This is a genomic window from Humibacillus xanthopallidus, assembly GCF_044793955.1.
Lineage (GTDB): Bacteria > Actinomycetota > Actinomycetes > Actinomycetales > Dermatophilaceae > Humibacillus > Humibacillus xanthopallidus_C.
Window position 1 is genome coordinate 526,258 of the sequence record NZ_CP084995.1, and the last position, 19,242, is coordinate 545,499.

16 protein-coding genes and 3 riboswitches are annotated in these 19,242 nt (G+C 72.6%); of the genes, 10 read left to right on the forward strand and 6 right to left on the reverse strand.

Annotated elements, in window-relative coordinates; all coding sequences use genetic code 11:
- Positions 1-23 precede the first annotated feature (23 nt).
- Positions 24-157: riboswitch (cobalamin riboswitch) on the reverse strand.
- 40 nt (positions 158-197) lie between these two features.
- The 5 genes from cbiE (at position 198) to LG278_RS02445 (ending at position 3,811) form a co-directional block, all read left to right on the forward strand.
- Positions 198-1,427, forward strand: coding sequence for a precorrin-6y C5,15-methyltransferase (decarboxylating) subunit CbiE (cbiE, locus tag LG278_RS02425; RefSeq protein ID WP_404390576.1), 1,230 nt, complete (start codon positions 198-200; stop codon positions 1,425-1,427).
- Complete coding sequence (locus tag LG278_RS02430; protein ID WP_404390578.1) at positions 1,424-2,179, forward strand: cobalt-precorrin-4/precorrin-4 C(11)-methyltransferase; 756 nt, start codon at positions 1,424-1,426, stop codon at positions 2,177-2,179. Before cbiE ends, LG278_RS02430 begins: the two co-directional genes overlap by 4 nt.
- Before the next feature lie 38 nt (positions 2,180-2,217).
- A riboswitch (cobalamin riboswitch) is annotated at positions 2,218-2,405 on the forward strand.
- 29 nt (positions 2,406-2,434) lie between these two features.
- Positions 2,435-2,647 (forward strand): CbtB-domain containing protein, encoded by a 213-nt coding sequence (locus tag LG278_RS02435; protein WP_404390580.1) that lies wholly within the window; start codon positions 2,435-2,437, stop codon positions 2,645-2,647.
- A gap of 1 nt (position 2,648) precedes the next feature.
- The gene (locus LG278_RS02440) at positions 2,649-3,431 is read left to right on the forward strand and encodes a CbtA family protein (protein ID WP_404390582.1); all 783 of its coding nucleotides are present in this window, start codon (positions 2,649-2,651) and stop codon (positions 3,429-3,431) included.
- On the forward strand, positions 3,428-3,811 hold the full coding sequence (locus tag LG278_RS02445) for a hypothetical protein (RefSeq protein WP_404390584.1): 384 nt from the start codon (positions 3,428-3,430) through the stop codon (positions 3,809-3,811). The genes LG278_RS02440 and LG278_RS02445 overlap by 4 nt, the downstream gene beginning before the upstream one ends.
- A 4-nt stretch (positions 3,812-3,815) precedes the next feature.
- On the opposite strand, the gene LG278_RS02450 is transcribed toward LG278_RS02445, so the two are convergent.
- Genes LG278_RS02450 through LG278_RS02460 form a run of 3 tightly spaced genes read right to left on the reverse strand, consistent with a single transcriptional unit; the run spans position 3,816 to position 6,409 of the window.
- Positions 3,816-4,106, reverse strand: coding sequence for a DUF1905 domain-containing protein (locus tag LG278_RS02450; RefSeq protein WP_404390586.1), 291 nt, complete (start codon positions 4,104-4,106; stop codon positions 3,816-3,818).
- A gap of 27 nt (positions 4,107-4,133) precedes the next feature.
- Positions 4,134-5,765, reverse strand: a complete 1,632-nt coding sequence (locus LG278_RS02455) for a precorrin-2 C(20)-methyltransferase (protein WP_404390588.1) — start codon at positions 5,763-5,765, stop codon at positions 4,134-4,136.
- Positions 5,762-6,409: a precorrin-8X methylmutase gene (locus LG278_RS02460; protein ID WP_404393514.1), complete on the reverse strand. Its 648-nt coding sequence runs from the start codon at positions 6,407-6,409 to the stop codon at positions 5,762-5,764. Before LG278_RS02460 ends, LG278_RS02455 begins: the two co-directional genes overlap by 4 nt.
- 1,334 nt (positions 6,410-7,743) lie before the next feature.
- Positions 7,744-7,877, forward strand: a riboswitch (cobalamin riboswitch).
- Between the two features lie 39 nt (positions 7,878-7,916).
- Here LG278_RS02460 and cobN point away from each other — a divergent pair.
- Both cobN and LG278_RS02470 read left to right on the forward strand, forming a co-directional pair.
- Entirely contained in the window at positions 7,917-11,657 is a 3,741-nt protein-coding gene (cobN, locus tag LG278_RS02465) for a cobaltochelatase subunit CobN (protein WP_404390590.1), read from the forward strand.
- Positions 11,658-11,910: 253 nt separating this feature from the next.
- Positions 11,911-12,486, forward strand: coding sequence for a dienelactone hydrolase family protein (locus LG278_RS02470; RefSeq protein ID WP_404390592.1), 576 nt, complete (start codon positions 11,911-11,913; stop codon positions 12,484-12,486).
- Between the two features lie 29 nt (positions 12,487-12,515).
- Here LG278_RS02470 and cobF read toward each other — a convergent pair whose 3' ends face one another.
- Both cobF and LG278_RS02480 read right to left on the reverse strand, forming a co-directional pair.
- Complete coding sequence (gene cobF / locus LG278_RS02475; RefSeq protein ID WP_404390593.1) at positions 12,516-13,922, reverse strand: precorrin-6A synthase (deacetylating); 1,407 nt, start codon at positions 13,920-13,922, stop codon at positions 12,516-12,518.
- A complete protein-coding gene (locus LG278_RS02480; protein ID WP_404390595.1) occupies positions 13,919-15,439 on the reverse strand; it encodes a cobyric acid synthase in 1,521 nt (506 codons plus the stop codon). Before LG278_RS02480 ends, cobF begins: the two co-directional genes overlap by 4 nt.
- A 56-nt stretch (positions 15,440-15,495) precedes the next feature.
- Between LG278_RS02480 and LG278_RS02485 the strand changes: the two genes are divergently transcribed.
- Positions 15,496-16,038 (forward strand): nitroreductase family deazaflavin-dependent oxidoreductase, encoded by a 543-nt coding sequence (locus LG278_RS02485; protein WP_404390597.1) that lies wholly within the window; start codon positions 15,496-15,498, stop codon positions 16,036-16,038.
- Positions 16,039-16,124: 86 nt separating this feature from the next.
- On the opposite strand, the gene LG278_RS02490 is transcribed toward LG278_RS02485, so the two are convergent.
- Entirely contained in the window at positions 16,125-16,895 is a 771-nt protein-coding gene (locus tag LG278_RS02490) for a PadR family transcriptional regulator (protein WP_404390599.1), read from the reverse strand.
- A 281-nt stretch (positions 16,896-17,176) separates the two neighbouring features.
- Between LG278_RS02490 and LG278_RS02495 the strand changes: the two genes are divergently transcribed.
- A complete protein-coding gene (locus LG278_RS02495) occupies positions 17,177-17,623 on the forward strand; it encodes an ATP-binding protein (protein WP_404390601.1) in 447 nt (148 codons plus the stop codon).
- 23 nt (positions 17,624-17,646) lie between these two features.
- A complete protein-coding gene (locus tag LG278_RS02500) occupies positions 17,647-19,206 on the forward strand; it encodes an LLM class flavin-dependent oxidoreductase (RefSeq protein WP_404390603.1) in 1,560 nt (519 codons plus the stop codon).
- The last annotated feature ends 36 nt before the right edge of the window (positions 19,207-19,242 follow it).

The following is a 19,242-nucleotide window of genomic DNA, read 5'->3' on the forward strand; positions in this document are numbered from 1 at the left end:
GCGTGGTTGACCGGACGCGCCCGGCGGGCGCGACCAACGACGGGAGATGTCCTGGCTTCCACCGCGTCAGCAGTGGTTCACAGTGGCGGGACCGCTCCGGACTTGCACCGAATTCCTCTCCAGTCGCCGGTCGCAGTCTGCCACGGCGACAGCCGGGCCGCCCGGCAGGGCCATCGACGGGCGCTAGGGTCGCCGCTGTGATCGAGGTCGTGGGGGTCGGTGCATCGGGGCTGGAGTCGTTGGGTGCTGCCGAGCGGCGGCTCGTCGAGTCCGCCGAGGTCGTCGTCGGTGGTGAGCGTCATCTCGCGATGCTCGATGAGCGGCCCGACCGCGAGCTCGTGCCGTGGCCGTCGCCCCTGCTCCCTCACCTCGGCGAGGTGCTGGGCGGGCTCGCTGGGCGACGCGCCGTGGTGCTCGCCAGCGGCGACCCTCTCGTGTCGGGCATCGGCTCCACGCTCGTCGAGGCGCTGGGGCCGGAGGCCGTGCGGATCCGCCCCAACCTGTCGTCGGTCACGCTCGCCAGGGCCCGGATGGCCTGGAGCGCAGAGGAATCCGAGGTCGTGACCCTTGTCGGTCGAGACCTCGACCTGCTCCGCGCGCGTCTCGCGCCAGGCGCGCGGCTCGTCGTGCTCACCTCGGGGGCCGATGCGCCGTCACGGGTCGCCGCACTGCTCGTCGAGGAGGGGTATGCCGCGAGCCGCCTCTGCGTGCTCGGTGACCTCGGCGGGCCGGCGGAGTCGCGCCTCGACGGTGTGGCCGCATCGTGGGACGACCGTCCCATCCCTCGGTTGCATCTCGTCTGCGTCGAGTGCGACGGCCGACCGGCCGGTGGTGGACGCCCCGTGACGCCCGGGCTGCCCGACACGGCCTACGACCACGACGGGCAGCTGAGCAAGCGGCTCGTGCGCGCGGCCGCCGTCGCGCACCTCGCGCCTCGCGCGGGCGACGTGCTGTGGGACCTGGGGGCCGGTGCGGGCTCCGTGGGCATCGAGTTCGCCCGGGCTCACCCGCGCAACCGCGTGCACTCCGTCGAGCGCGATGCGACGCGGGCGGCGCGCATCCGGGCCAACGCCCGGGCGCTCGGGGTGCCCACGCTCGACGTCGTCGAATCGCCCTCGATCGAGGCGGTCGGCACCCTGCCGCCCCCCGACGCGGTCTTCATCGGCGGCGGTGCCACGACCCGCCTCGTCGACGCGTGCTGGGAGGCCCTGGCGCCGGGCGGGCGGCTCGTCGTGCATGCCGTGACCGTCGAGACCGAGCTGCTCCTGCACGAGGCCCGCCGGCGGCACGGCGGGGACATGGCCCGGATCTCCGTCGAGGAGCTCGAGCCGCTCGGCGCCCTCACCGGCTGGCGCCCTGCCCGCCCGGTGGTCCAGTGGTCGGCGACCAAGCCTGCAGCACAGAACGACCCGGAGGACGCGTCATGACCGTGCACTTCATCGGCGCGGGCCCGGGTGCCGCCGACCTGCTCACCATCCGGGCAGCGCGTCTCATCTCCGAGTCGCCGGTCTGCCTCTATGCCGGCACCTACATCGGTGCCGACGTGCTGAGCCACTGCCCGCCGGACGCCTTGCTCGTCGACACGCAGCACCTCGACCTGGACGCCATCGTCGCCGCCTGCGTCGAGGCGCACGCGGCCGGACACGACGTGGCTCGGCTGTGCTCGGGTGACCCCTCGCTCTACTCCGCCGTCGCCGAGCAGACCCGCCGACTCGACCGCGCCGGCGTGCCGTGGGACGTCACACCCGGCGTGCCGGCGTATGCCGCGGCAGCAGCGCTCGTGGGCCGCGAGCTGACGGTGCCCGAGGTGGCCCAGTCGGTGGTGCTGACGAGGGCCCACCGCGACTCGACCCAGATGCCCGAGGGGGAGTCGCTGGCCCACTTCGCGCGCACGGGCGCCACGCTCGTGCTCCACCTCGCGATCCGCCGCACCCGCGAGCTGATGGCCTCGCTCGTCGGCGACTACGGCCCGGCGTGCCCGGTGGTGGTCGTCGCCGAGGCGGAGCAGCCGGGTCAGCTCGTGCTGCGCGGCACTCTCGCCGACATCGCCGACGCGGTCGAGGCCGCGGGTCTGCGGCAGGCCGCCGTCATCCTCGTCGGCCCCGCCCTGGGAGCCCGTGACACCGACGACTTCGTCGAGTCGCACCTCTACGGCACGCGAATCAGGCCTCGCACGTAGGCAGTTCGGCCCCTCGTGGCGCGCTTCGGCGGCGTGTGTCAGGATGCCAGTGCCGCAGTGCACGGGAAGTCGGTGTGATTCCGACGTGGTCCTCGCCACTGTGACCAGGGAGCAAGTCCCCACCATCGCCACTGGTGACCGCAGGTGCAGAGCCGGGTCGCTGGGAAGGCTGGGGAGGCGTGACGATCTGGAAGCCAGGAGACCGGCTGCGGCGTGATCTGTCCACGAGGCATGGAAAGAAAGGGTCAATCTGCCATGGCCACTGCTGCATCGGCTTCCGCCGTCCCCACGTCCACCCGCGCCGCGATCCACGTCCCCAGCTGGGCCTGGGTCCTGCTCGTGGTCGCCGTCTTCACGCTCTACGTCCTCTCGCAGGAGAACGGTGCGCTCCTCAGCGCTCCCGCCGCCGAGATGCTGCACGAGCTGACGCACGACGCGCGGCACGCTCTCGGCGTCCCCTGCCACTGAGGTGACTCTGAGCTTCGGCTCCGTGCTGCGGCGCGGGGTCCTTGCCGGCCTGTCCGCGGGCGTTGCGTCCGCGGTCGTCACCTGGCTCGTCGTCGAGCCGGTCATCCGTCGGGCCCTCGTCATCGAGGAGTCCCGCACCACCGCCGTGCACGGCGGCGGCCAGTCCATCGCCGTGCACGTGCCGGCCCACGGCGGTGACGAGCCGCTGGTCTCGCGCACCGTCCAGGTCGTCGGTGGCGGCGTCACGGCCGCGCTCGGGGGCGTCGCTGTTGGCGTCATCTTCGCCGTCGTCTATGCGCGCGTGCGCGAGCGACTCGGCAGCAGAGGCGATCTCGTCGGATCGTTGACACTCGCTGCGATCGGTTTCGGTGCCGTCAGCCTGCTCCCCGCGCTGGTCGTCCCGGCAAACCCTCCGGCGGTCGGTGACGCCGACACCGTCGGGCGACGCACCATGCTGTATGCCGTCGTGCTGCTCCTCGGGGTCGCGATCCCGCTCGTCGTGGCGACGGTCGACAGGCGCCTCGCGCAGCGGGGGACCCTGACATCGACCCGCCGCACGGTCGACGTGCTGACCGCGGTGGTCCTGGTCGTCCTCGTCGTCACGCTCGTGCCCGGCTCACCCGACGTCGTGGCCGATGACGTGCCGGCCGACCTGCTCTGGGACTTCCGGCTCGCGTCGCTGGCCCAGCTCGCAGCGATGTGGCTGACGCTTGGCCTCGTCTTCGGGGTGCTCATGGAGCGGGCGGTGACACGCGACCGCGCGCTGACCGCCGTGCCCGCATGACGGCATACGGCGATGACGTGTGCACTCTGCGGGTGTGCCGCGACTGCTGCTGCGGCACGGCGACCAAGCACCCGGGGGTCGACCACGACGGGCTGCTCGACCGCCTCGAGTCCCGCACTCGGGGCCGTGCCCGCGTGCTGCGCAGTGCCTGCCTGCTCGCCTGTGACGAGTCCAACGTCGTCGTCGTCAGCCCGTCACCCGCGGGGCGACGCCGTGGGGGGCGGCCGGTGTGGGTGCGCCGCGTGCTCGACGCCGACGCCGTCGACGCCATCACGGACTGGGTCGCCGCCGGAGGCCCCGGGGTCGCGCCGGTGACCCCGGAGGCCGCGGCGGGCGCTTTTGCGCCGACGTCCCTGGCCCGCGGCTACCTCGAGACGTGACCGCTCACGCCTCCCCGCGCACAGTGAGCGTGACCGTGACGACGTCGCCGATGTCGATGCGTTCGGCGGTGCGCACGGCCGTCTTGAGCGGCACGATGTAGCCGTCGTCCTTGGGCCACAGCGACGTCGCCCACTCCGTGCCACCGACCCGCGCGGTCACGGGGATCATGCCCCACCCATAGCTGACGTGGGCGACGTCGTGCAGCGCGCCGGCCTCCTCGTCGGGCACGGTGACGAAGTGCCACGGGGCGGGGCCGCGCCAGTGCCAGACCTCACCGCTGAACTGCAGCCTCATGGCTCGAGGATGCCAGCCCGGTGCCGCTCAGCGGACGAAGCGTGGCGTCCAGACCTGGCCGCGGTCGGTGACCCGTGTGCCCGAGGCGCCGATGACGACGAGGCACAGCATGTCGATCGAGGCGGGGTCGAGCTCACCGAGGGTCGTGACGGTGAGCGACTCCTCCGCGCGTCCGACGTCGCGCCCCACGACGACGACCGTGTCGGCCGGGCGCTCCTCGAGGAGGATGTCCCTCGCCCGGGCGATCTGCTCGGTGCGGGTGCGTGATGCCGGGTTGTAGAGGGCGATGACGAGGTCGGCGGCCGCAGCGGCGCGCAGCCGTCGCTCGATGACCGACCACGGTTTGAGGTGGTCGGAGAGCGACAGGATCGCGAAGTCGCCGCCGAGGGGAGCGCCGGCGCGCGCCGCAACGGCTTGCGCTGCAGTGACACCCGGCACGACGCGCACCGGCACGTCGCCGTAGCCGTGCTCCTCGGCCGCCTCGAAGACGGCGGAGGCCATGCCGAAGACGCCGGCGTCGCCGCCCGACACGACAGCCACCCGCTCACCCTTGCGGGCGAGCTCGAGGGCGTGGCGGGCCCGGTCGACCTCGACCGTGTTGCCCGAGGCGTGGCGGGCGAGGCCCTCACGCTGCGGCACCCGCTTGACGTAGGGCGCGTAGCCGACGACGTGGTCGACCTCCGCGAGCGCGGCCGAGGCCTCCGGGGTCAGCCACCGGTCAGGTCCGGGGCCGAGCCCCACGACGACGACCTCACCCGACCCGGTCTGCCGTTCGGCCGGCTCCGGGAAGGTCGCCACGAAGGTCGCCGGGGTCGAAGTCGAGGTCGGGGGTCGGGTCGCGGTGGCCGTCGGGATGGGGCGCTGCGCGGGTGGGCTCGAGGATCCGGTGCGACCTACGGCCCGACCGGCTGCGTCGGCCCGCAGGTCGCGCCCCGGCACGACGACCATCGACATGTAGGGGACGGTCGTGGCATCGACCTCTGCCACCGGCAGGACGCGCTCGGCCTCGGAGCTGGCCCGCTCGACGTAGCGGGCCTCGTCGAGCCGGCCGGCCTGGCGCAGCGCCTCCCGCACGTTCTCGAAGGTGCGACCGAGCTTCATGACGACGGCGGCCTCGGTGTCGGCCAGCCGGCGGGCGAGCTCGGGCACGGGCAGGGTGCCGGGCAGGATCGTCAGCACGTCCTCGTGGCGGCACAGGCCCGTGGCGACGGCTGCGGCCGACCCGCTGACCGAGGTGACGCCGGGCACGACAGCGGTGTCGTAGCGGTCGGCGAGGCGGTCGTGGAGATACATGTACGTGCCGTAGAAGAGGGGGTCCCCCTCGGCGATGACGACGACGTTGCGGCCCGAGTCCAGATGGGCCGCAAGGCGATCGGCCGAGTCGTCATAGAAGTCGGCCATGAGTCCGTGATAACCCAGCGGATGGTCGGTGGCGCCGGTCGTCACGGGATAGACGAGCAGCTCCTCGAGCACCCCCGCGCGGAAGTAGGACGCCGCGATGCGGCGGGCGATGGAGTCACGCCGCGGTCCGCTGTGGAAGGCGACGACGTCGGCCTCGCCGATGAGACGGGCCGCCTTGACGGTGACGAGCTCGGGGTCGCCGGGTCCGACACCGACGCCACGCAGCCAGCCGGGGGAGACGGCAGGGTCGGGGCTCACAGCTCCTCCTCACGGGCGAGGGCGTTGACGGCGGAGGCGGCCAGGGCGGATCCGCCGCGACGACCGTGCACGACGAGCCAGGGGATGTCGAAGGGGTTGTCGGCGAGGGCGACCTTCGACTCCGCTGACCCGATGAAGCCCACCGGGATGCCGACGATGGCCGCCGGCCTCGGGCCGCCGTCAGCGATCAGCTCGAGCAGGTGGAAGAGCGCGGTGGGAGCGTTGCCGATGGCGACGACGGCCCCCTCGAGCCGATCGCCCCAGAGCGAGACGGCAGCGGCGGAGCGGGTGGTGCCCCACGTCCGCGCGAGCGCCGGCACGCGCTCGTCCCGCAGGGTGCAGATCACCTCGTTGTCACGAGGAAGCCGGGCTCGGGTGACGCCCGCGGCGATCATGTGGGCATCGGTCAGCACCGGTGCCCCGGACTCCAGTGCCGCCCGCGCCGCGGTCACGAGACGGGGGTGCACGGCGATGTGCTCGGTGAGGTCGACGTCGCCGCTCGCGTGCACCATGCGCACGGCGACGACGCGGGCCTCCTCCGGCAGGTGGTCGAGGCGGGCCTCGGCCCGGATCGTCGCGAACGACCGCCGATAGATCTCAGCACCGTCCGTCACGTAGCCGTAGCGCCGCGTCGGCCGAACCACCGCCCCCTGCTCAGTCGAGTGGGCAGTTTCCCCCACCCCCACCACCGTCGAGTGGGCAGTTTCCCCCGCCCTCTGCTCAGTCGAGTGGGCAGTTTCCCCCGCCCCCTGCTCAGTCGAGTGGGCACTTTCCACCGTTTCCTCGGCGCGACGGATCGCCGCAAGCGCCTCGCCCACGGACGCCGGGGCCACCACGTCGACGTATGCCGTGGACGGCGTCCCGCAACGACGCTCGCATCCGCTGAGGTGCACCGGGATCCCCCCTGCAGGGAGGGCCGGGGCGAGCTCACGGGCGAGGGCGCGCGTGTCGAGAGCCGATCGCGCGCAGCCCGGCAGGCCCGTGCACGCGTGGAGGCGCTGCCACGGTGAGTGCCGGTGTGTGACGAGGCCCGCCGCCTCGAGCATCGTGAGCGACGGGGCGCCCTGCTCGATGACGAGGGAGCGCCACGGCGTCACCCGCACCTCGTCGGTGACCTGGGCGAGGACGGAGAGGTGGTGGGGTCGAAGCAGGCCGAGAGGCACGGCGACGACTGCGTGGTCGCCCACGACGCCGAGTGGTGGGTCCGAGCGTGAGGGCAGAGTTAACGCGGTCGTCGTCTCCGGGCCCAGGGCACTGTCGAGTTCGTTGACGTGCCAGACGGATTCACCCCAGCGGGAGGTCTCGCTCTCAACTCGACGCATGAACTCCCGAGCGAGCCTCAGCACCTCTGGCACGGCCTCATCGAGTGGCATGGCCCAGCCACGCGCCGACCCGCCGACGACCACGACGCCGCGCCCCGGCCCGGTGGCCAGCACGCCGAGGTCGAATGCCTCGTGGATGACGTCGCCCCGCCCGTCGTCGAGGGCGAAGAGGAAGCGTCCGGGCAGCTTCGCCAGCGTCGCGTCGGAGCAGAGCGCGACGTCCAGTGCGCCGACCATCGGGCGCAGGTCGCAGTGCCCCTCACCGTCGAGCCCAGACAACGGGGAGGCGACAATGTTGCGGACGAGCTCGTGCGATGCCGATGGCACGAGGCCCGTCCCGCTGATCGCGGCGGTGACGTCCGGGCTGAGTGGAGTGGGCAGGCCACGCAGCTGGACCGCCCCCCGTGACGTCAGCTGGAGAGACGAATCAACTTGTGCCGCAACGATATCCATGAGAGTCACGAGCGCCGACACTCTCACTGGCTGGGCGGCCGGACGAAGCCTCACGATCGCACCGTCTGCAGCTTCGAAGGGGCGAGTGACTCCGGGGCAGGCATCGGTCGTCGGGTGTCGTCGGGTCGTCGGGGCGCTCACGCGGCAAACCATAGGCCCCCCTCCGGCGAGCGCAAGACCAGCGTCCGGAGGGGCGGGCCTCGCACCCACCGGCTAGGGTGGGCGCAGCGTCGTCGACCAGGAACCCGGTGAGAGTCCGGGACGGTCCCGCCACTGTGAGCCCTCCGTCGAGAGACGGCCGGGTGAGTCAGGAACTGCCGGCAGCGCTTCACATCCGACCGACCGCGGGGCGTGGACACCCCGCCGAGGAGCCTTGATGACGCGCACCCGCGGTGCCGGCGACGGCCTACCCGTCGAGTCCGGCAACCCTCCCGCCACACCCGTCCGGGTGGCCCTGCTCTCGACGTCGGACACCGACCTGCTGTGCGCTCGGGGCAGTGGCGCCGACTACCTGCTCGCCAACCCGTCACGCCCCGGGCACACCTCGATGGCCGAGGCCATCGAGGCCGCCGACATCGTCGTGGCCCGCATCCTCGGTGGACCGCAGGACCTCTGCGACGGGTTCCGCCGCATCCGCGTCGCCGGCTCCACCCCCCTGGTCGTGCTCGGCGGCGAGCAGCCGCCGAACGCCGCGCTCATGGAGCTGTCGACAGTCAGCCCCGGGGTCGTGGCCGAAGCCCACCGCTACCTCGCAGAGGGCGGTGCTGACAACCTGCGCGAGCTGCACGCCTTCCTCGGCGACACGCTGCTCATGACCGGCGAGGGCTTCGCGCCCCCGGCCGAGCTGCCCAGCTGGGGCGTGCTCGGCCGGCCCGAGCCGGCTCCCCGGCACGACGACCAGCCGGCCCCACGCGTCGGGATCCTCTTCTACCGAGCGCAGTTCGCCGCCGACAACGTCGCCTACGTGCACGCCCTGGCCGATGCGGTCGACGCCGCAGGGGGGATCGGTGTGCCCGTGCACGTGTCGTCGCTGCGCGAAGCCAGCGCTGACCTGCTCGAGCACCTCACGGCATACGACGTGCTCATCACGACGGTGCTCGCAGCCGGTGGCACCAAGCCCGCGGGAGCGAGCGCCGGCCAGGATGACGAGGCGTGGGACGTGCAGGCCCTCGCCGCGCTCGACGTGCCCATCATCCAGGGGCTCTGCCTCACGTGGAGCCGCGAGCAGTGGGCGGCGAGCGACGATGGCATGAGCCCGCTCGACGTCGCGACGCAGGTCGCGGTGCCCGAGTTCGACGGTCGCATCATCGCAAATGCCTTCTCCTTCAAGGAGACCGATGCCGACGGGCTGCCGCACTACGTGCCCGACCCCGAGCGCTGCGCCCGCCTCGCCACGCTCGCCGTCAACCACGCCCGCCTTCGGCACACACCTCCGGCCGAGCGGCGCCTGGCGATCGTCCTGTCGGCCTACCCCTCGAAGCACTCGCGCATCGGCAACGCCGTCGGTCTCGACACCCCGGTCTCTATCATCCGGCTGCTGCGTGCCCTCCGCGCCGCGGGCTACGACCTCGGTGCCCCGGGGGAGATCCCGGGCACGGGCCCGCTCGACCCCGTCGACGGCGAGACGCCCGACACGACCGCGGGCAACGCCCTCATCCACGCCCTCATCGAAGCCGGTGGCCAGGACGAGGACTGGCTGACGCAGGAGCAGCTTTCCGGCCAGCCGGTGCGCATCCCCGCCGCGCGCTATCGCGCACACTTCCAGACGCTGCCGGCCCAGCTGCGCGACGCCGTCACGGAGCACTGGGGCGAGGCTCCGGGTCAGGTCTTCGTCGACCGCCACGGCGCCGCGGCGGACCCCGACGGCGAGCTCGTCGCGGCGAGCATCCGCGCCGGCAACGTGGTCATCCTCGTGCAGCCGCCGCGTGGCTTCGGCGAGAACCCCATCGCGATCTACCACGACCCGGACCTGCCGCCGACCCATCACTACCTCGCCGTGCACGACTGGCTGGCAAGGGACTTCGGCGCCCACGCCATCGTGCACATGGGCAAGCACGGCAACCTCGAGTGGCTGCCGGGCAAGACGCTCGCACTCTCGGCGTCGTGCGGCCCCGATGCGACGATCGGCTCCATCCCGCTCGTCTATCCCTTCCTCGTCAACGACCCCGGCGAGGGCAGTCAGGCCAAGCGCCGCGCGCACGCGACGATCGTCGACCACCTCGTGCCGCCCATGGCCCGGGCCGAGTCCTACGGCGACATCGCGCGGCTCGAGCAGCTGCTCGACGAGTACGGCAACGTCTCGGTCATGGACCCGGCCAAGGCCCCGGCCCTCCGAGCGGAGATCTGGACCCTCATCCAGTCCGCCCAGCTGCACCACGACCTCGGTCTGACCGACCGCCCCGACGACAACGAGTTCGACGAGTTCGTCATGCACGTCGACGGTTGGCTCTGCGAGGTCAAGGACGTCCAGATCCGGGACGGCCTCCACATCCTTGGTGAGGCCCCCGCGGGGGAGGGCCTGACCAACCTCGTGCTCGCGATCCTGCGGGCCAACCAGGTCTTCGCCGGCGCGGTCGGCGCGGTGCCTGGTCTGCGGACCGCACTCGGGCTGGGTGAGGGGCAGTCCGAGCGCGGTGCCGTGGATGCCGCGGAGGAGCAGGCGAGCGCGCTCGTCAGCGCCCTCGCCGAGACCGGTTGGGACGCCGAGGCGGTGCCGGGCGTCGTCTCGCACGTGCTCGGGCTCGGCTCGACCGCCGGCTCGACCGTCGACACCGATGGCGTATGCCGTTCGCTGGCCTTCGCGTGCCGGGAGGTCGTGCCGCGCCTGCTGGCAACGACCGGCGAGATCGATGCGGTGCTGCACGCTCTCGACGGCCGCTACGTGCCGGCCGGCCCGTCGGGCTCACCGCTGCGGGGCCTCGTCAACGTGCTGCCGACCGGGCGCAACTTCTACTCCGTCGACCCCAAGGCGATCCCGTCGCGGCTGGCGTGGGAGACCGGGCAGGCCCTGGCCGCCGACCTGCTCGCCCGGCACCGGGCCGACACGGGCGAGTGGCCCCGGTCTGTCGGGCTGTCGGTGTGGGGCACGTCGGCGATGCGCACGTCGGGCGACGACATCGCCGAGGTGCTGGCCCTCATCGGGGTGCGCCCCCGGTGGGACGAGATGTCGCGCCGCGTCGTCGGGCTCGACCCGATCCCGCTCGCCGAGCTCGGGCGCCCACGCGTCGACGTGACGGTGCGCATCTCCGGCTTCTTCCGCGACGCCTTCCCCCACGTCATCGCCATGATCGACGACGCGGTGCGGCTCGTCGCCGGGCTGGACGAGAGCGCCGATGACAACTTCTTGCGCGCCCACGTCGCCGGCGACCTCGCCGAGCACGGCGACGAGCGTCGTGCGACGACGCGCATCTTCGGCAGCAAGCCGGGCTCCTACGGCGCCGGCATCCTCCCGCTCATCGAGGCGGGCAACTGGCGATCCGACGACGACCTCGCGGAGGTCTACGCCACGTGGGGCGGCTTCGCCTATGGTCGCGAGCTGGACGGCATACCGGCCCGGGGCGACATGGAGCGCACCTATCGGCGGATGGACGTCGCGGCCAAGAACGTCGACACCCGCGAGCACGACATCGCCGACAGCGACGACTACTTCCAGTATCACGGTGGCATGGTCGCGACCGTGCGGGCGCTGACCGGGCGCGAGCCGCGGGCGTACGTCGGCGACTCGACAACCCCCGCCGCAGTGCGCACCCGGTCGCTCGCGGAGGAGACGTCACGCGTCTTCCGGGCGCGAGTCGTCAACCCCCGCTGGATCGCGGCGATGCGACGGCACGGCTACAAGGGTGCCTTCGAGCTCGCGGCCACCGTCGACTACCTCTTCGGCTTCGACGCGACGGCGGGTGTCGTCGCCGACTGGATGTACGAGCAGCTGGCGCAGACCTACGTCCTCGACAAGGAGAACCGCGACTTCCTCGCGCACGCCAACCCGTGGGCCCTGCAGGGCATGATCGAGCGGCTGCACGAGGCGGTCGACCGGGGGCTCTGGGCGGAGCCCGACCCGGACCTGCTGGCGGAGCTCCAGCAGGTCTACCTCGACGTCGAGGGCGACCTCGAGGACTGATCGAGAGAGCGATCGTGCGCGCCCACACGGGACTCCGGACCCAATCGAGAGAGCAATTCCGCACGCGCCTGGGGACGGCAGACCCGCGTAGGGGGGCCGTCCGGATCGCTCTTTCGATCGAGCACGCGCGGATCGCTCTTTCGATCGCGCACGCGCGGATTGCTCTTTCGATCGAGGACGCGCGGATCGCTCTCTCGATCTGTCTAGATTGGTGGGTCGACAGTGCCTCACACCGACGAGCACAGGAGCAAGCATGGCCGACGTCCTCCTCTTCCACCACGCTCTGGGCCAGACTCCGGGCTTCCTCGCCTTCGCGGACGCGCTGCGCTCGGTCGGCCACACCGTCCACGCGCCCGACCTCTATGGCGGGGAGAGCTTCGCCACCCTCGACGATGGCCTGGCCAAGGCGCGCTCGATCGGCTTCGGCAGCCTGCAGGAGCAGGGCGTCGCCGCCGCGGACGCCCTCCCTGTGGACCTCGTCTATGCCGGGTTCTCCCTCGGCGTCATGGCAGCCCAACGCCTCGCGCAGAGCAGGCCCGGCGCCCGGGGTGCCGTGCTGCTCGACTCAGCGATCCCGCTCGGCGAGTTCGCTGCCGACTGGCCCGCGGGGGTGCCGCTCCAGATCCACGGCGGGGAGGCTGACGAGTTCTTCATGGACGAGGGTGACATCGATGCGGCCCGTCAGCTGGTCGAGGCCGCCGACGACGGCGAGTTCTTCACGTATGCCGGGTGCGGGCATCTCTTCGCCGACCCCAGCGCCGCGGCCTACGACCCCGACGCGGCAGCGCTCGTGCAGCAGCGGGTGCTCGACTTCCTCGCCCGGGTCTGAGCCTTCACCTCGAGGTGGAGGGCGGTCGGTCACTCCACGCGGTGGGACTCCGTCAAAGCCCGGGAAGGACGAATCAGGGCGTAGGTGACCTCGTCCGACCGGGTGCCGTCGGGGTTGGGCAGACGACCCGAAAGGCGGCCCTCGGCGATGAAGCCAGCCCGCTCGGCTGCCCTGCCGGAGGCGACGTTGCCGACCTTGTGCCCGAGCTCGAGCCGCTCGAGATCGGTGTGGGTGAAGGCCCACGCAGCCACCAGCCGCAGCGCCCTCGTCGTGAACCCCCGCCCCCGGAAGCCGGGCACCACGCCGTAGCCGACGAGCCCGACGCCCGGAGGACCCATCCGCATCACCATGAGCACTCCGGCTCGCTCGCCCGAGGCGACGTCGACGATGACGAAACGTGCCACCCGCCCACGCCGCCACTCACGGGGCGCCTCGGCTGCCTTTTGCCTGGCCGCCGCCTCGGTCAGCGCCTCGCCGTCGAAGCCCCAGCGCAGCGACTCCTCGTTGTTGTGCTCGGCGCGCACGACCTCCCAGTCGGCTGCGTCCAGCGGCCGCAGTGCGACGACGCCGTCGCCCAGCGGCTCCCACTCGATGGACAAGGGAAACGGGGTGAAGGCCGGCCCCACGTGCGAGGTGGTCGGCGCGTCGGCCGGCTGTCGCAGCAAATAGGTGTCCATGATCCAGCCGTGCCGCTCACGAGCCTCCGCCCGCACCCGGCGCACCTCGTCGATGACGTCGGCGAGGCGGCCGCGCACGAGCAGCTCGTCGGCCGACCCGAGGTAGGCGCCCCAGCAGAGCTCGAGGTCGGGGTAGCCGTTGACGAGCGCGGAGCAGGCGAGGTGCCCGTCGAGCATCACCACGACGTCGCCGAGACCGGGGTCGAACTCGTCGACGAGGCGGCGCCCTGTGGTGATGTGCACGGGAGCACCGATGCGGTTCAACGGGATTCGATGACGGGCCGCCAGTAGCTGCGGTGCGCTGATGCCCGCGATGACGTCGTGATCGACGGTGACGCCGCGGGCGGCCCAGCGCTCGACGAGCGCGTCGACCACCCGGATGGTGGAGTCATAGAGCGCCGGGTCGCCCCACACGAGGAAGCCGACCGTGGTCTCCTCGGCGGGCAGCATCTCGATGACGTCCGCGTAGGCATCGACCCGCTCCGCGTGCCAGTCGCGCACCCTTCTGCCGTATGCCGCCGGGTCGCGATCGGCGTCGGGGCTCCGTCGCGGGTCGGTGACCTCCACGACGCGGTAGGCGTGGTCGCTGGGGATGAGGGCGTCGCACACGGCCTGTCGAGCCGCGACGAGGTCGGCCGTGGTCTCGCCCTTGTCGGCGACGAGGAAGACGTCGACGGTGCCCAGTGCGCGCGCAGCCTCTCCCGTCACGTGGTCGGGGTCGCCCATGCCGATGCCGATGATGCGAATCCGCTTGATCACGTGGGCCTCCCGACGCGTGTGTGGGCGAGCAGGGCGTCGATGTCGACATGCTCCTCGATGGCGTCGGCGAGGATCTCGACCATGGCCTCCCGCCGCTCGGCAAAGCCGGGCGCACCCTCCGCCGGAGCCCACTCCGAGCCCACCGCCGCCGAGATCTGACTGAGCCAGGCACGGCGGAAGTCGTCGCTCTCGAGCGCGCCGTGCCACATCGTGCCCCAGACCGATCCGGCCCTCCAACCGTCCAGGAAGGGTTGCGGCTCAAGAGGATTCGTGGCCACGGAGCGATCTGCACCCGCACCCGCGCCGACACCGCGGGCGATGCCGTGGTGGATCTCGTAGGCCGTGCTGACCGCATGGCCGTCCCACGAGCCGACCGGCCTGGCCAGCACCTTCTCGACGCCGAACTCGACGCGCGTCGGCAGGAGCCCCAGCCCCGGCACGACGCCCACCCGACCCTCGACGTCGTCCTCGATCTCGTGAGCGAGCATCTGGTAGCCGCCGCAGATGCCGAGCACCGGTCGTCCGGCAGCTGCCCGACGCATCACCACGTCGGCCAGCCCGCGCTCGCGCAGCCATGCGAGATCTGTTGCAGTGGAACGTGATCCGGGCAACACGACGAGGTCGGCCGCCTCGACGACGGCCGGATCGACCGTGACGAGCACGTCGACTCCAGGCTCGGCGGCGAGGGCGTCGACGTCGGTGGCGTTCGAGATGCGGGGCAGCCGCACGACGGCCACCCTGAGCCGGTCGCGGGCCAGGGCCGAGAGCCTCGTCGAGGCCCGCCAGTGGCCGACCGCGAGGGTGTCCTCCGAGTCGAGCCACACGTCGAGCAGCCACGGGATGACCCCGGCGAAGGGCACTCCGGTGCGCGCGGTGATCTCCTCCAGGCCGGGCTCCAGCACCGAGACGTCTCCACGGAACTTGTTGATGACAAAGGCTTTCAGCGTCGCGCGGTCGGCCTCGTCGAGCAGTGCCCAGGTGCCGTAGAGCGAGGCGAGTATGCCGCCACGGTCGATGTCGCCGACGACCACCACCGGGAGCCCGAACTCACGAGCCAGCCCGAGGTTGACGTAGTCACCGGCACGCAGGTTGATCTCTGTCGGCGACCCCGCTCCCTCGCACACCACGAGCTCGTAGTCGTCGGCGAGCTCGCGGTAGGCGGCGAAGGCCGCGTCGCGCAGGTGCCCCCGCCCAGCGGCATACTGCCCGGCCTCGAGCGTGCCCGCGGGCTCACCACGCACGACGATGAAGGCCCGGCGGTCGGTGCCCGGCTTGAGCAGCACGGGGTTCATCGCCGTCGTCGGCTCGAGTCGGGCGGCCCGCGCCTGCAGATACTGCGCGCGCCCGATCTCGCCGCCGTCGCGGCACACCATCGAGTTGTTGGACATGTTCTGCGCCTTGAAGGGGGCCACCCGCAAGCCTCGGCGCACGAGAGCCCGGCACAGGCCCGCGACGACGACCGACTTGCCGGCGTCGGACGACGTGCCGGCCACGAGGATCCCCGACGCTGAGCTCACCGGGTCATCCTGCCCGACTCCGCCCGGGTGGCTCGTGCCGGTCCTAGCCTTGGGGCATGCAGTCGCGCCGGTTCGACGAGGCCAACGCCGTCCAGCGGGCCGTGCGGCGGCTCGTCGCGTCGCGGCCGGGGGCCTGGGTCTCCAAACGCGTGATGCACCGCGTTGACCTCGTCGCCCACCGGATCGCGCCGCACCGGTCCCCACCGAGCCAGTGGCTCGCCGCCGTGCCGATCGGGCTGCTGACCACCACCGGGGCCCGGTCGGGCGAGCCGCGCACGGTGCCACTGATGCTGGCGCCCCTCGACGACGGGTGGGGTGTCATCGCCTCGCACTACGGCTCGACGCGGCCCCCCGCGTGGTTCTTCAACCTGCGGGCCCACCCGGACGCGATGCTGGAGATCGATGGCGTCACGCAGCCGGTGCGGGCGGAGCAGGTGCATGGAGCCGATCGCGAGCGGGTCCGGCAGGCGGCGCTCGCCTACTACGACGGTTACACGGCCTACGAGCAGCGGGCCGGTGGCCGCGACCTCGGCTTCTTCATCCTGCGCCCCACCTCGCTCCCCAGCCGGCGTCCGGAGCCGGGCCCCGAGCACGACTGAGCCGTATGCCACCGAGCTGGCTCAGCGGCATACGGCTCCGTGGTCGTGCGGTGACGCGGGGTGACGCGGGGTGACTCGAGTGACGCCTACTCCGGGTCGCCGTCGGCGAGCAGCTGATAGAGGCGGCGCCGGGTCTCGGTGAGGATCTCGGCGGCCTCGGCACGCTGCTGCGCGGTGCCCGTCGTGACGATCTGCCACATGCCGCCCATCACCTGGCCGACGATCGGCATGAGGTCGGGGCCGTCGCTCGACGAGCGCTGCCTCGGCTGCTCGGGCTCCTCCTCGAAGGCGCGCCACGTCGCCGCCATCTCGTCGGGGTGCTCCTCGACGTACGAGCGACCGGCGTCGGTGAGGCGCAGCAGGCGCCGCCCCTCGACCTCGCGGCCCTCGACGAGGCCCTCGTCCTCGAGCTGCTGCACGGTGGGATAGACCGAGCCGGGGCTCGGCTTCCACGCGCCGCCGGTGCGCTCGGAGATCTGCTGGATGAGCTGGTAGCCGTTCATCTCGTCGCCGGCGAGCACGTCGAGGATCGCGGCTCGCACGTCGCCGCGCCGGGCGCGCGGGCCGCGGCGACGACCGCCGCCGAAGTCGGGGCCGACGCCCGGGCCGCCGAAGGCTCGGACGAGCTCGCTGACCCACGGCGGCGGGCCGGGCCGTCCGGGCCCTCCTCCCCAGGGGCCGCCCCCGCCTGAGGGGCCGAAGCCGCCGAACCCGGGTCCGAAGCCGAAGCCCGGACCGAAGCCGAAGCCGGGTGCTCGTCCTTCGCCGCGCGGGCCCCCCGACCGGCCGTGGTGGCCGTGCTCGTGGCCGTGCTCGTGGTCGTGCTCAGAACTGTGGTCGTGCTGGTTGTTGCTCATGGTGGACTCCCTCCACTCTCGCGCGACAAGTGAACAGTCGCGATACGTCAACGATATATCGGCGAATACCCATCGAGCAAGAGATTGACGGAGAAGAGCCCGCTGAGCAGGCGATTTCGCACGGTTCATTGAGCTCCGGCCAAGGTTTCGTTACGGTGCTCGACGGGGCGAGGTGTCGCCCGTGAAGGAGGTCACCCACGGTGACGAACCAGGGAAGAGGCGCCGCCAGCGCGAGCGCCACCACGATCACGCGCACCGCCGCGACCACCGGGAGCCGGTCCATGTCCACAGGGTCGCCCGCCGCATCCGGTGCTCCGCTCGGCGAGAAGCGCACGCTCCGCCTCCAGTGGGCACCGTCCGCCGCACCACGCATCCGCCGCGAGCTCGTCGAGGACCTCGTCGCCCGCGGCGTCTCGGCGCCGGTCATCGACGAGTCCGAGATCGTCGTCAGCGAGCTCGTGGCCAACGCGATCCGGCACGCCCGCCCGCTAGCCGACGGTGCGATCCGCGTGCACTGGAAGGTCAAGAACGACGTCGTCGAGGTCGAGGTCTCCGACGGGGGCGCGGCCACGGTCCCGCGGCCCGCGCCGCCCACGACGTGGGGGCCGGGCGGCCGCGGCCTGCGCATCGTCCGCTCGCTCGCGCACGAGTGGGGCGTCATCGAGGACCCCAACGGCCGCACCGTGTGGGCCTCGCTCGGCGGTCCGTCGCGCCGCCGCTCGCACTGACCGCCTGATCCGCGTCGGCCACCATGCCAGCCGACCTGCCCGCCGACCCGCCGCCCGACCTGCCGGACCCGGCGCTCGTCGTGCTGGTCGGCCCCTCGGGGTCCGGCAAGTCGACGTGGGCCGCCGCCCGCTACCGCGCGAGCGAGGTCGTCTCGTCCGATGCCCTGCGCGGCGTCGTCGGCAGTGGTGAGCACGACCTCGACGCCTCGGCGCCGGCCTTCGCCCTGCTCGAGCAGATCGTCGCGGAGCGACTGCGCCGCGGCCTGACGACCGTCGTCGACACCCTCGGCACCGACGTGGAGCGTCGGCGCGCCTGGCTCGCTGCGGCGCGCGCGGCCGGACTCCCCGCCGTCGCGCTCGTGCTCGACACCCCTGCTGCCGTATGCCGTGCGCGCAACTCAGCACGGGACCGCCCGGTGCCAGCGCGCGTCCTCGCCGTCCAGCTCGCGGCTCGCCCGGCCACCGGGTCGCAGCTCGCCGACGAGGGGTGGGACGCCGTCGTCGTCATCCCCCACCGCCCAGCCCCAGCAGCCCCAGCCCCAGTCACCCCGGCCCCGGACACCCCGGCCCCAGCCGCCCAAACCCCAGGCGCCCCGCCCCCGACGGCGACGCCAGCGACGGCTGCGCCCAGCGATCACCCCCCAGTCGAGTGGGCACTTTCCACCGGCGTCGTGCTCCAGATCTCGCGCTTCCCGGGCGACGTGGACCTGCTGCCGTGGCTGCGCGAGATCGCCCTGGCCGCGGAGGACGTCGGCTTCGTGGGCCTCGCACTCATGGACCACCTCATCCAGATCCCGCAGGTCGGACGGGCGTGGGATCCGATCCCCGAGCCGTGGGTCACCCTCGGCGCGCTGGCGGCCGCGACAACGCGGCTCCGGCTCGGGACGCTCGTCTCGCCGGTGACCTTCCGGGCCCCCGGTGTCACGGCGAAGGCCGCAGCGACCCTGTCGGCACTCTCGGGCGGACGGGCCTTCGTCGGGGTGGGGGCCGGGTGGTGGGAGCGCGAGCACCAAGCATACGGGCTCGAATTCCCCTCAGCCGCAAAGCGACTCGATACCCTTGAGCGATCGATCGAGACGATGAGGGCGCTCTGGGCGCCTGGCACCAAGCCGTATGCCGGGCAGCGCGTCTCGCTGCCCGAGACGACGTGCTACCCCCGCCCCGTCGGGGACCTCCCGGTCATCGTGGGCGGCGGGGGCGCTCGCACGCTGCGCATCGCCGCCCGGCTCGGGGACGGCTGCAACGTGCCGTCCGACGAGGCCGGCCTGGCCAAGATCGCCACGTATCTCGACCTCGTGCGCGAAGCGGGTCGTCGCGTCGACGACGTGCACGCCACGGTGCTCGACCTCCCGCTCGTCGGACGCGACCGCGATGACGTGTGGCGCCGGGTGGAGGTCCTGCGCGGACGGACCGCTGCGGCGACGTTCGCCGCCCGACACCACGCGGGCACGGCCGCCGAGCACGCCGAGCGGCTCCGCGGGCTGGCCGCGCGCGGGGTGTCGACGGTCTTCGTCTCGCCGCTCGGCCTCGAGGGCGCCGACGACGTCCTCACCCTCGCCCCGCTCGCCACCGCCCTCACCTGACCGCCTCCCCGTGAAAGGTCGAGTGGGCACTTTCCA